The organism is Clostridium sp. YIM B02555 (genome assembly GCF_022320955.1).
Lineage (GTDB): Bacteria > Bacillota > Clostridia > Clostridiales > Clostridiaceae > Clostridium > Clostridium saccharoperbutylacetonicum.
In genome coordinates, this window is sequence record NZ_JAKJJY010000006.1 from 45,395 (window position 1) to 59,682 (window position 14,288).

General features: G+C 30.5%; 9 protein-coding genes. All 9 read left to right on the top strand.

What is annotated here, in order from left to right:
- The first annotated feature begins 36 nt into the window (after nt 1-36).
- A complete protein-coding gene (gene uvrB, locus L3B98_RS10750; RefSeq protein ID WP_077366522.1) occupies nt 37-2,004 on the top strand; it encodes an excinuclease ABC subunit UvrB in 1,968 nt (655 codons plus the stop codon).
- Nucleotides 2,005-2,198: 194 nt separating this feature from the next.
- Nucleotides 2,199-5,021 carry an excinuclease ABC subunit UvrA gene (gene uvrA, locus L3B98_RS10755; protein WP_238916608.1) on the top strand — a complete coding sequence of 941 codons (2,823 nt, stop codon included), beginning with the start codon at nt 2,199-2,201 and terminating at the stop codon, nt 5,019-5,021.
- Nucleotides 5,022-5,291: 270 nt separating this feature from the next.
- Nucleotides 5,292-5,735: an FHA domain-containing protein gene (locus tag L3B98_RS10760; protein WP_077366520.1), complete on the top strand. Its 444-nt coding sequence runs from the start codon at nt 5,292-5,294 to the stop codon at nt 5,733-5,735.
- Between the two features lie 139 nt (nt 5,736-5,874).
- The gene (locus tag L3B98_RS10765) at nt 5,875-7,098 is read left to right on the top strand and encodes an FtsW/RodA/SpoVE family cell cycle protein (protein ID WP_077366519.1); all 1,224 of its coding nucleotides are present in this window, start codon (nt 5,875-5,877) and stop codon (nt 7,096-7,098) included.
- A 3-nt stretch (nt 7,099-7,101) separates the two neighbouring features.
- On the top strand, nt 7,102-8,577 hold the full coding sequence (locus tag L3B98_RS10770; protein ID WP_238916609.1) for a penicillin-binding transpeptidase domain-containing protein: 1,476 nt from the start codon (nt 7,102-7,104) through the stop codon (nt 8,575-8,577).
- 285 nt (nt 8,578-8,862) lie between these two features.
- Complete coding sequence (uvrC, locus tag L3B98_RS10775; protein ID WP_015395565.1) at nt 8,863-10,737, top strand: excinuclease ABC subunit UvrC; 1,875 nt, start codon at nt 8,863-8,865, stop codon at nt 10,735-10,737.
- Nucleotides 10,738-10,860: 123 nt separating this feature from the next.
- Nucleotides 10,861-11,775 (top strand): UDP-N-acetylmuramate dehydrogenase, encoded by a 915-nt coding sequence (gene murB / locus L3B98_RS10780; RefSeq protein ID WP_238916610.1) that lies wholly within the window; start codon nt 10,861-10,863, stop codon nt 11,773-11,775.
- 240 nt (nt 11,776-12,015) lie between these two features.
- Entirely contained in the window at nt 12,016-12,900 is an 885-nt protein-coding gene (gene rapZ / locus L3B98_RS10785; RefSeq protein WP_015395563.1) for an RNase adapter RapZ, read from the top strand.
- Nucleotides 12,897-14,249, top strand: a complete 1,353-nt coding sequence (locus L3B98_RS10790) for a gluconeogenesis factor YvcK family protein (protein WP_238916611.1) — start codon at nt 12,897-12,899, stop codon at nt 14,247-14,249. The genes rapZ and L3B98_RS10790 overlap by 4 nt, the downstream gene beginning before the upstream one ends.
- The last annotated feature ends 39 nt before the right edge of the window (nt 14,250-14,288 follow it).

Below are 14,288 nucleotides of genomic sequence, written 5' to 3' on the forward strand. Positions count from 1 at the left end.
ATATGCGAATGCTTGTTCGAGATGGAGGCGATACATTTGGGAGAATTTAAAATACAGTCTAAATTTAAACCAACAGGAGATCAGCCACAGGCTATTGATAAGTTGGTTAACTCATTAAACAATAAACATAGAGGTCAAACATTGCTTGGAGTAACTGGATCGGGAAAAACATTTACTATGGCAAATGTAATAGAACGAGTTCAAAGACCTACTTTGATTTTAGCTCATAATAAAACTCTAGCAGCACAATTATGTTCGGAATTTAAAGAGTTTTTTCCTGATAATATAGTTGAATATTTCGTTTCATATTATGATTATTATCAACCAGAAGCATATGTGCCTCAAACAGATACGTTTATTGAAAAAGATGCATCTATAAATGATGAAATTGATAAATTAAGACACTCAGCCACATCAGCACTTTTCGAAAGAAGGGATGTAATTATTGTAGCATCTGTTTCTTGTATATATGGATTAGGTAATCCAGATGAATATAAGAAATTAACCATAAGTCTTAGGACTGGAATGGAAAAAGAGAGAAATGAAGTTATTAAAGAATTAATTGAAATTCAATATGAGAGAAATGATATAGATTTTTCTAGAGGAACCTTTAGAGTTAGAGGAGATTCTTTAGATATAATTCCAGCATCCTATTCAAATAAAGGTATCAGAATCGAGTTCTTTGGGGATGAAATTGATAGAATAAGAGAATTTGATGTTTTAACTGGGACAATTATCGGAGAAAGAAATCATGTTGCTATAACTCCTGCCTCCCATTTTGCTACTTCAAGGGAAACTATCGATAAATCTATTGGTAGAATTGAAGAGGAATTAGAAGAAAGATTAAGGGAACTTAATGCTCAAGATAAGCTTTTAGAAGCGCAAAGGTTAAGGCAAAGGACAAACTATGACATTGAAATGATTAAAGAAATGGGATATTGTAGTGGAATTGAAAATTATTCTAGAATATTAGATGGTAGAGCGGGTGGAACTCCTCCTAAGACACTAATAGATTATTTTCCAGAAGACTTTTTAATGTTTATTGATGAAAGTCATGTGACTTTACCACAAGTTCGAGCAATGTATGCAGGAGACAGGTCTAGAAAGAATACATTAGTTGATTATGGATTTAGACTTCCGTGTGCATATGATAATCGACCTTTAAAATTTGAAGAATTTCAAGAGAAAATTAATCAAGTGGTTTTTGTAAGTGCAACTCCATCTGCCTATGAAATAGATAATTCAGAAGAAATTGCAGAACAAATTATAAGACCAACAGGATTATTGGATCCAGAAATAGTTATAAAACCAATAAAAGGTCAAATTGATGACTTGTATGGAGAAATTAATAAAACTGTAGAACGTGGATTTAGGATTTTAATAACAACTTTGACTAAGCGTATGGCAGAAGATTTAACTAAATATTTGACAGAGCTTGGTGTAAAAACTACTTATATGCACTCTGATATTGATACTATTGAAAGAATGAAAATTATAAGAGATTTGAGACTTGGAGAATATGATGTATTAGTTGGAATCAATCTTTTAAGAGAAGGGTTGGATATACCAGAGGTTGCTTTAGTTGCAATTTTAGATGCTGATAAAGAAGGCTTCTTAAGATCAGAAACTTCATTGATTCAAACAATAGGTAGGGCAGCAAGAAATTCTGAGAGTAAAGTTATAATGTATGCAGATAATATAACTAAATCTATGGATAAGGCTATGAAAGAAACAGAAAGAAGAAGAGCAATACAAAAGGAATATAATGATAAAAATGGAATTGTTCCAACTACAATAATTAAAGAGGTAAGAGAAGTAATAGAGGCAACAAAAATTGCTGAAGAAGTTGAAGAATATAAAGTTGATAATAAGAAGAAACTTAATAAAAAAGAAAAAGATAAGTTGATTAAACAACTTACAGAAGAAATGCTTTTAGCAGCTAAAAATCTTCAATTTGAAAGAGCAGCAGAGCTTAGAGACATAATAAATGAGTTGAAAGCTTAGAGTTAGGAGTTAAGAGTTGAGGAAGAAGAAATTTAGACAGCTCAATCAAGGTAAAAAATAAGAATGAAAAGACTGAAATTAAAAAATAAAATTAAGAAATCCCGCAAGGGATTTCATCAAAAAATTGTTAACTGTAAATTGTCCACAGGATACCCTAAAGGGCACAAACTGTTAACTGAATCCAGGGGGTTGTTATGAACGATAAAATAATAATTAAAGGTGCAAAAGTAAATAATTTAAAAAATGTTAGTTTGGAAATACCAAGAGATAAGCTAGTTGTATTCACAGGATTATCAGGATCAGGTAAATCTTCTTTAGCTTTTGATACATTATATGCAGAAGGGCAAAGAAGATATGTGGAATCTTTATCTTCTTATGCAAGACAATTTTTAGGGCAAATGGATAAGCCAGATGTTGAAAATATTGAAGGATTATCACCAGCAATATCAATAGACCAAAAGACTACAAGTAAAAATCCAAGATCTACTGTAGGAACAATCACAGAAATTTATGATTATTTAAGATTATTGTATGCAAGAGTTGGAATTCCACATTGTCCAAAGTGTGGAAAGGAAATATCTAAACAGTCAGTTGATCAAATCGTTGATAAGATCATGAGCTATGGTGATAAAACAAAGCTTCAAATATTATCGCCTGTAATTAAAGGTAGAAAAGGTACTCATGAAAAAGTATTAGAAAATATAAAGAAAAATGGATTTGTAAGAGCTAGAATTGATGGAGAAATTTATGACTTAACTGAAGAAGAAGTAAAGTTAGATAAAAATAAAAAGCATAATATTGAAGCTGTTATAGATAGAATTGTTATAAAAGATGGCATTGAAGGAAGGCTTACGGAATCTATAGAATCATCATTAAAAATGGGAGAAGGACTAGTAATAGCAAGTGTTATTGGTGGAGAAGACACTTTGTTTAGTGAAAATTTTGCTTGTGCAGATTGTGGTATAAGCATAGATGAGTTAGCGCCTAGATTATTTTCATTTAATGCTCCGTATGGAAAGTGTGATCATTGTGATGGAATTGGAACCTTGCTTGAGATAGACGAAAAGCTGGTTATACCTAATAAAGAATTAAGTATTATGGAAGGTGCTGTGGCAAGCTGGGGAAATGGTAGACTTAAAGAAGATTCTTGGACATATGCAATATTAAAGGCATTAAATAAAGAATATGGATTAGATTTAAATATGCCATTAAAAGATTTAGATAGAAAACATATTGATTTGTTACTATATGGAACAGAGGGAAAGAAACTTAAGGTTGAGTATGTTAAAGATGGAGTTAAGGCATTATACAACTATGCCTTCGAAGGTGAAATCAATGCATTAAATAGAAGATATAGAGAAAGTAATTCTGATATTATTAAGACTGAAATTGAGCAATATATGAGTAATGATCTATGTCCTAAATGTAATGGCGCTAGATTAAAAAAAGAAGTATTGGCAGTTACTGTTGGCGAAAAAAATATATATGAATTCACAAGTATGTCTATAAAAGATGAATTAGAATTTATAAATGGAATAGAATTTTCAGAAAAGAATAAAATTATTAGTGATCAAATTGTAAGAGAAATTAAGAATAGATTAAAATTCTTATTAGATGTTGGTCTTGATTATTTAAGTTTATCAAGAAATTCTGGAACTTTATCTGGTGGTGAATCACAAAGGATAAGACTCGCTACACAAATTGGTTCAGCACTTATGGGAGTATTATATATTTTGGATGAACCTAGCATCGGGTTACACCAAAGAGATAATGATAGGTTAATAAATACTTTGAAAAATTTAAGAGACGTTGGAAATACAGTAGTTGTGGTAGAACATGATGAAGATACTATGAAAGAAGCAGATTATATAGTAGATATTGGTCCAGGTGCAGGGGAACATGGAGGAGAGGTTATTGTAGCTGGAACTATTGAAGAAGTGAAGGCTTGTGAAAAATCAATAACAGGTCAATACCTAACTGGTAAGAAATTCATAGAGACGCCAAAGATAAGAAAAAAAGGAAATGGGCAAAATATTAAAATTGTTGGTGCAAAAGAAAATAATTTAAAGAATGTAAATGTATCTATCCCACTTGGTACTTTAACAATGGTTACAGGAGTTTCTGGTTCTGGGAAAAGTACATTAGTAAATGAAATTCTCTACAAAGGCTTAAATAAGTTAGTAAACAGAAGTAAAAATCCAGTCGGAAATCATAAAGAAATAACTGGGTATGAAAACATAGATAAGATTATAGACATAAATCAAAGCCCTATAGGAAGAACACCACGTTCTAATCCTGCTACATATACAGGAACTTTTGATATAATAAGAGAACTGTTTTCACAAACTACAGAAGCTAAAATGAGAGGCTATAAACAAGGCAGATTTAGTTTCAATGTTAAAGGTGGAAGATGTGAAGCTTGTTCTGGAGATGGAATTATAAAAATTGAAATGCAGTTTTTATCAGATGTATATGTGCCTTGTGAAGTATGTAAAGGAAAAAGATACAATAGGGAAACTTTAGAAGTGAAATACAAAGGAAAGAATATAGATGATGTTCTTAATATGACAGTTGAAGAAGCATTAAGGTTTTTTGAAAACATACCTAGAATTGAAAATAAGCTAAGAACTTTAAATGATGTAGGATTAGGATACATTAGGCTAGGTCAGCCATCAACTCAATTATCTGGTGGTGAAGCTCAAAGAATAAAATTAGCATATGAATTATCAAAAAGAAGTACTGGAAAGACTTTATATATTTTAGATGAACCAACAACAGGATTGCATGTAGATGATGTAAGTAGGCTGATTGAAATTCTGCAAAGGTTAGTAGATGCAGGAAATACTGTTGTTGTTATTGAACATAATCTAGATATGATAAAATGTGCAGATTATTTAATTGATTTAGGACCAGAAGGTGGAGATAAGGGAGGTACTGTAATTAAGACAGGAACTCCAGAACAACTATGTAAAGAGAAAAAGTCATATACAGGGATATATTTAAATAAGATATTATAGTAAGAAGTAAGTATTAGATTAACAATTGTATTATGCAATTGTTAATCTAATTGTAATACTTTTTTATGTCATAGTTGTTTTTTTGTTGTATAATCATTAAGAAGGTATATAAAGATTATGAAAAGTTTAAAAGTGAATTTTATATAGCAAAAAGAATTTTTCAAAACTTAAAGATTCTCTAAGAAAATCAACATTGATTTATAATTGAGTATTGAATATGGATAATTGCAATATATGCCATTATGCAGGAATAAATATTGAGGTGAATATATGAGTTTTTCGAAAATAATAGCTGGAATTTTTGGATTAGTTTTTATTGTTATACTATATGTAATAATATATTATGCATTGAAGATAATGTATAAGGATGTTAAAAATGGAGGCAAAAAAAGGCGTCCAACAGTTGTAAAAGGGAATTATGGATTAGAAATTATGAGCTCTGGAAGTGTGAAAGAGTTAAAGGAAGGTTCAATTATTCCAATTAGATCGGACTTAACTATAGGTAGAAAAAGTGATAATTTAATTGTACTGAATGAGCAACATATCTCAGGAAATCATGCTAAAATTTTAGTCAGAAACGATTCGCTGTTTTTAGAAGATTTGAATAGTACAAATGGGACTTATTTAAATGGAACAAAAATAACTGGTAAAGTGAAGTTATCAAATAAAGATGAAATAAAAATTGGAAATGTAATTTTTAAAATCTTAGGATAAAAAATGTATTATGATTAATTGGATATATAAATATAGCTATAAATAACGAGGCTCAGTATAAGATTAATTATAAAATTATATCTTTTACTGAGCCTTGCAAAAGCTAAAAGGACGTAAGTATATAATGAGGTGATATAGTTTGAAGATTAAAAAGGATGAGGTAAAGTTGTTACTTTTAACTTATCTATTATGTATGGCATTATTTACAAATCTTGCAATATTAAAAGATGATGTGGATAAAGGTGCTTTATATATGGGGCTTATAGTATGTGCTTTAATAACAGCAACGCAAATCTTAATTAGAAAGTTTTATCCTCATGGTGATAAATTTTTAATTATGTTTGCATGCATATTAGCAGTAATAGGAATAGCTGTATTATATAGATTAGATACTAGTGTTGCTATTAAGCAATTAGCATGGTTCACAGGTGGAGTGATAGCATTTATTTTTCTTGTTGTGGCTATACCAGATGTGCGGGATTTTGGAAAATATGAAAAAATATATTTGATTATGACAATAGTTATAATGCCTATGGCATTGCTTGCACACCAAGAAACTTATGGAGCAACCAACTGGGTTACTATACCAGGAATAGGGGGATTTCAACCATCTGAATTTGGAAAGATAACCTTTATATTGTACTTGGCATCAGCGTTGCAGAAATATGAAGATAAAAGCAATATAGTAGAAGATTTTAGGCAGCTTTGGAAGCCTGCCTTAGTGGTGATGTATGCACTAGGGTGCTTGGTTTTACAGAAAGACTTAGGGTCAGCATTAATATTTTTTGGAATAGCCTTAACAATGGTTTATCTTGCAACTGGCAAGAAGAAGTATGTTGTAATTTGTTTTGTACTGTTTGTAATAGGATCAGTCATTGCATATAATTTATTTTCACATGTAAGAGTAAGAGTTCAAGTTTGGAAAAATCCGTGGAAATCTATTGACACTGGAGGATATCAAATAGTTCAAGGACTATATGCCATTTCATCTGGTGGAATGTTTGGTTCAGGTTTAGGGCAAGGATATCCTGGTTTTATACCTGTTAATACTTCAGACTTAATCTTTGCTGTAATTTGTGAAGAATTGGGAATGGTATTTGGACTTGGAATTATGATAATATATTTCTTGTTTTTCTACAGAGGAATGAGGGCAGCATTTAGAGTTAAAGATAGATTTTCTATGCTTAATACTGTAGGATTTAGTGCTATGATAGCATGTCAGGTTTTAGTTATAATCGGAGGTGTCTTTTCGGTAATACCTCTTACAGGAATTACACTGCCTCTTATAAGTTATGGAGGATCTTCGATAGTAACTATGTTTTTTGCACTTGCAATACTTCAGAAGATATCAGAGGAGGACTAAAAATTGAAGAATGTTTCAAACAGTGTAAAACAAGTAATGGTTGTTTTCTTATTTTGTTTTGTAGCACTTATATCTTATATAGCATATTTTCAAGTTTTTTTGGCTGATAATTTGGCTAATGAGCAAGGAAATAAAAGACTTTGGGCAATACGAAATGAAGTTTTAAGAGGAACGATATACGATAGAGACAAAAATCCATTAACAACAAGTTCTAGAGTAAATGCTTTAAATCAAAAGAGAACTTACGTCAATGGGGATTTATATGTTCATGCTTTAGGTTATGTTGATCCAATTTATGGATTAGCAGGTCTAGAAGATAGTTATGATAAGGAACTAAGAACTTATAGTAAGCTTACAAATAATTTTTTGAATCTGACAAAAGACTTTAGCTTTGATAAAGTCAAAAAGATGTTTGAAAGTAGAAAAGAAGATGAAGATAAAGTGGGGAATGGGCTTATAACAACCTTAGACCCAACGCTTCAAAAAATTGCATATGATGCGCTTGGAGATAGAAAAGGGGCTGTGGTTGCATTAAATCCTAAAACAGGGGAAGTGTTAGCTATGGTATCTAAGCCAACTTATAATCCAAATGATTTGGGAAACTCAATGAAGGCAGCTAATTCAGGAAGTGCAGATGATACCCCTCTTATTAATAGAGCAACTTTTGGTCTTTATCCACCAGGCTCTACTTTTAAGACAGTTACTCTTGCTAGTGCATTAGAAAATATGCCTGGAGTTACAAGTAGAACCTTTGACGATACAGGAAAAATAATATTTAATGAGAAACAATCTTTAAGTAATGATGATGGAGAAGTAAATGGAACTATAAATTTAAAAGATGCTTATAGATTGTCTAGTAATTTTGTTTTTGGAACATTGGCAATGGAGCTTGGAAATGATAAATTGAAAACCACAGCTGAAAACTTTGGTTTTAACAATAGTGTTGATTCAGATGGTTTTGCTATAGCAAAAAGCAATTTTCCTAAATTGTCAAAAGCAGAAGTTGGGAATATTGCTCAATCAGGAATTGGGCAGAGCAGTATCTTAGCAACACCAATGCAAATGGCTTTGGTTGCAAGTACAGTAGCTAATGATGGTAAAATGATGGAGCCTAGACTTGTTAATCAAGTTGTAGATAAAGATGGCAATGTAATTAGAACAATTTCACCTAAAGTTAGTAAGAGAGTTATTAGCGAAGCTAATGCAGCTATTATAAAGGATTATATGAAAAATTTAGTTGATTCAAAACTTGATATATGGAGTTTTTTCCAAGGGACTAATGCAGCTGGAAAGACTGGTACAGCGGATTATAATCTTAAAAATGGCGAAAGCGCTACGCCTCATTCCTGGTTTATAGCCTTTGCGCCTGCAAATGATCCTAAAATTGCAGTTGCGGTAATAGTGGAAAATGGTGGATATGGAGCAAGTGCAGCAGCTCCAATAGCAGGAAAACTCATAAGATCAGCGGTGCTTAAGTAATATTTTACCTCAGAGTAATTTTCTCTGAGGTATTTATGTATATGCAAAAACGTTATATTATGTATTTAACAAAGTAAATATATAAATTAAAATTATACATACTAATTCAAGAAAATCTAAAAGAAAAGTAAGTGTACCAGAAGTGAGGAGCGAAAGTTTATATTTAATTCTTCGAACTTTTTAATTGGAGCTTATATATTTGGAAACATGAACTTTCTAATTGGAGCTTTTTTGAAATTGACAATTGTTAATTATAAGTTATTAGGCGAGGAGAAGATAGAGTATATGTTTGATTTTAAAGAACAGTTAAAGATTTTGCCTGATAAACCAGGTGTTTATTTGATGAAGAACGCCCTTGGAGAGGTCATTTATGTTGGTAAGGCAAAAATATTAAAAAATAGAGTGCGACAATACTTTCAAAATTCAAAAAATCATTCAGAAAAAGTAAAAGCAATGGTTAAAAAGATTGCTGAATTTGAGTACATAGTAACAGATTCTGAGATGGAGGCTTTAATACTTGAATGTAATTTAATAAAAAAATATAGTCCTAAATATAATATCTTATTAAAGGATGATAAGTTTTATCCTTTTATAAAAATAACCGTTAATGAAGATTTTCCTAGAGTTTTTATAACTAGAAATTATGCAAAGGATGGAAATAAGTATTTTGGACCATATCCTAATGCAGGAGATGTACATGAGACAATTAATTTAATTAAAAAAATATTTTTATTAAGGACCTGTAAGAAACTAATCACTGAAAATGGAACTCCAACAAGAGCTTGTTTAAACTATCATATAAAAAGATGTAATGCACCATGTGAAGGACGAATCTCAAAGGCTGAATATGGAAATATGATAAGTGAAATCATGGATATTTTAAGTGGCAGAGATAAGTCACTTTTAAATAAATTAAAAGAAGAAATGCAAGAAGCTTCAACTAATTTAGAATTTGAGAAAGCAGCATCCTTAAGAGATAAGATTTTAGCAATTAAAAATATAGCTGAAAAGCAAAAAGTTTTTAAATCTCAGGAAAATGATGAGGATTTTATTAATATTTATAAAGATGAAAAAGATTGTTGTATCCAGGTATTTTTCTTAAGAGATGGTAAGATTATAGGAAGGGAACATTTGATTATAGAAAATAGTGCAGATGAAGATAATAAAGTAATCATTTCACAGTTTATTGTTTCTTTTTATGGAGGAACACCTAAAGTGCCTAAAACTATTTATATTCCAGAAAGTGATGAAATAGATACCTTAGAAGAATTTTTAAGTGTAAAACGTGGTTCGAAGGTTTTGGTTAAGGTTCCAATTAAAGGTGAAAAAAAAGAAATGCTTGAATTAGTAAAAAGCAATGCAAAAGTTACATTAGATCAATTTAAGGATAAAATATTAAGAGATAAAGCAATAAATTTAAACTCTTTAGAGCAAATACAAGAATTACTAGAACTTGATGATATTCCATTTAGAGTAGAAGCTTATGATATATCTAATATACAAGGGGTTGATTCAGTTGGTTCAATGATTGTATTTGAAGAAGGTAAAGCTAAAAATAGTGATTATAGAAGATTTAGAATAAAAACTGTAAAAAATGCTAATGACTATGATAGCATGAGAGAAATTTTAGAAAGAAGATTTTCCCATGGACTAAAGGAAATTCAAGAAATTCAACAAAAGGAACTTAAATTTTCAAATGGAAAGTTTTCTAATTTTCCAGATCTAATTATGATGGATGGTGGAAAGGGACAAGTGAATATAGCATTAGAAGTTTTAGATAAGTTAGGCATAGATATCCCTGTCTGTGGATTGGTAAAAGATGATCATCATGCAACAAGAGGTATAATTTATAATAATAACGAGCTGATAATTAATAGAAATTCTAATTTGATGCAGTTAATAAGAAGAATTCAAGATGAGGTTCACAGGTTTGCAATTACTTACCATAGAAGTTTAAGAGATAAAAGAACATTACATTCAATACTAGATGATATCCCCAATATAGGACAAAAGAGAAGGATGTCGCTTCTCATGAAATTTGGAAGTATAGATAATATTAAGAAAGCTACTTTAGAAGAACTACTTGAAACTGAATCCATTGATAATAAGGCTGCAAGCAGTATTATGGCATATTTTAAAAAACATGAACAAAGTAAATAAATTATGCTATAATAATACGGAAGAAAGTTTACTTGTATTAAGGTAATAAATAGATTATTATAACATGTATGAATTATTATACATAATGCAAATAAATATAGATAAATTTTGAGGAGTTTTGGCATGGAACATTATGGAAAGTATAAGAATTTGTTTGAGGAAATATATGAAGAATCGCAAATTCAATTAAATGCAAAAATGAGTGAGCATATATATTTTAAGGTTGGTGGGCCAGTAGATATACTTTTAATCCCAACAAATATTCAACAAATAAGAGATAGTATTACAATTTGTAAAGAAAATAAAATTCCTTTTTATGTTATTGGAAATGGATCTAACCTTTTGGTTAGGGATGGCGGAATTAGAGGCGTAGTTATAAAATTATGTGAGTTAAATAAAATAGAATGTATTGATAATAAAGTTATTGCTGAATGTGGTGCATTGCTTAAGGATGTATCTGAGAAAGCCACAGAAAACTCTTTATCAGGATTTCAATTTGCATGTGGAATTCCAGGAAGTATAGGTGGAGCTGTATTTATGAATGCAGGAGCATATGATGGAGAAATATCATTTGTTATTGAAAGTGCTGAAGTATTAGATGATAATCAAGAGTTAAAAATATTATCTAAGGAAGAATTGAATTTAGGATATAGAAAGTCTGTAGTTATGGAAAAGGGATATGTTGTATTAAAAGCAACTTTTGCGCTAGTTCCAGGACAAAAGGATGTAATTCAAGCTAGAGTTGACGAATTGACTACAAGAAGAGTAGAAAGGCAACCGCTAGAATATCCATCAGCAGGAAGTACCTTTAAGAGACCAGAAGGACATTTTGCAGGTAAATTGATTCAAGATGCTGGATTAAAAGGATTTACTATAGGTGGGGCATGTGTTTCAGAAAAACATGCAGGATTTGTTATCAACAAAGGTAATGGGACTGCTAAAGATGTATTAGCTGTAATATATCATGTCAAGGACGAAGTAAAAAAGCAGTTTGGTGTGGATTTATATCCGGAAGTTAGAATTTTAGGCGAAGATTAAAATATAAGGCATATCGTGAGGTAGCTTACATATTTTATTAAATTAATGCACAATGCATAATGTATTGTGCATTAGTTTTTATATTTCAAAATTATTATATTGGTGTTGAAAGGACAAATTGAAATAGTATATATTCAATTGTCTATTGAGCATTTTTAGGGATAGTATGATATAATTTTACTGTTAACATTGTACTAAGAATTAATGAATTATTTATCTTTGGCAAAGGGAGTGTGTAGTATGAGATTTGTTATAGTTACAGGATTATCAGGAGCAGGAAAGACACAAGCAACAAGAACTTTAGAAGACTTGGGGTATTTTTGTGTAGATAACCTTCCACCAAAGTTAATCTCAAAATTTGCAGAAGTATGTACTCAAAGTGGAGGAAATATTGAAAAAGTAGCATTAGTTATAGATATTAGAGGCGGAGTATTCTTTGATGATTTTTTTGAAGCATTAAGTTATTTAAAAACAAACGAATTTAAGTATGAGATTTTATTTTTAGAAGCAACAGATGAAGTTCTTATAAAGAGATTTAAAGAAACAAGAAGAAGTCATCCTTTATCGCCTGAGGGAAGAGTTTTAACAGGAATTACACAAGAAAGAGAAAAATTAAGAGAAGTTAAAAATGTTGCAGATAATATTATTGATACCTCTAAATATGAAATAAAGGATCTAAGGGATAAAATTAATAAGACATATGGTGATAATATTTATCCTGAAAAGCAATTGTCAATTACAGTATTAAGCTTTGGCTTTAAGTATGGAATACCAGTGGATTCAGATTTGGTTTTTGATGTTAGATTTATACCTAATCCATTTTATATACCAGAGTTAAAGCAATATTCAGGTAATGATGAACCTGTTAAAGAATATGTGCTAAGACAGGATGAAACGGTCAATTTTATAGAAAAATTAATGGATATGCTAAAATATCTAATTCCTAATTATATTAAAGAAGGAAAGCGACAGCTGATAATATCAATTGGATGTACAGGCGGAAGACATCGCTCAGTAGCAATTGCAAATGAAGTTTATGAAAGACTAAACAAAGAAAGTTACAATTCTAAAATTGAACATAGAGATGTATCTGAAGATCTTCATAAAGGGGAAAAGAAACTATGAGGATATTAGATTGGCTTAAAGTAGGAATTAGAGTAAAAAGGTGGCTGGCATTTGGACTCTTTGGAATATTGCTTATAGCATATGGTTTTACAGAACTAGTTTACCATAGAATGTATGATATATATTATATAGTTTTTTACGTATTTTTAAATGTTACAGGAATATTTGTATTATATGTTTCTATTACAGAAATGATGAAATCTATAATAGCATTAATTAACAGGGGATATATAAAGGTCTCTTTAGATAGCAGAAAAATGGAAAGCTTAATATATGAAAAGAGATTGTTAGTTAAAGGACCTAAAATCGTTGTAATAGGTGGTGGAACTGGCTTATCAACAATGCTTAGAGGTTTAAAATATTATACATCAAATATTACAGCAATAGTAACAGTTGGTGATGATGGCGGTGGCTCAGGAGCTTTGAGAGAAGATTTAGGTATGTTGCCACCAGGAGATATAAGAAACTGTATATTAGCATTGGCAGATACTGAACCAATAATGGAAGACTTACTTCAATATAGATTTTCAGATGGAAGATTAAAAAATCAAAGCTTCGGAAATTTATTCTTAGCTGCAATGGCTGGAATTTCTGATAATTTCGAAGAGGCAGTTCAAAAAATGAGCTCAGTACTTGCTGTAACAGGGAAAGTTATACCTGTTACTTTAGATAATATGCAATTAATAGCAAAACTTCAAAATGGTAATATTGTAGAAGGAGAATCCCAGATTCCGGAAGAAGCAATAAAACAGAATTCTAGAATAGAGGAATTTAAAATAGTACCAGAAAGTGCAAGAGCATTGCCAGAAGCATTACAAGCAATAAAAGAGGCGGATGCTATAGTTATGGGACCAGGAAGTTTATATACTAGTATTACCTCTAATTTACTTGTTAAAGATATAGCTAAGGAAGTTAAAAAAAGTGATGCGGTTAAAATTTATATTTCGAATATAATGACTCAACCAGGTGAAACTACAGGCTTTAAGGTATCTGACCATTTAAAAGTTCTTCTAAAATATGGAGGAAAAGATATTGTTGATTATGTAATTGCCAATACAGGTGAAATTACTGAGGAATTAAGAGAAAAATACCAAAAAGATGGTGCAGATCTTGTAAAACTGGACAGAGAAGATATAAATAGCCTGGGTATAAAAATAGTTGGTGAAGATTTAGTAAAAATTAAGAATGGTTTAGTAAAACATGATGCAGATAAATTGGCAGAAATATTAGCAGATACAATTATGGAAAAGAAGTTGATGTATGATAAGAAGAAGATTATTGAATACATGTATTTATCGCAACGAATCAAGGAAAGAGTAAGAGAAGAAAAAGGAAAAGAAAATGATTAAAGGTTGCATTTAAATCAACAACGAATTAAAATACCCATA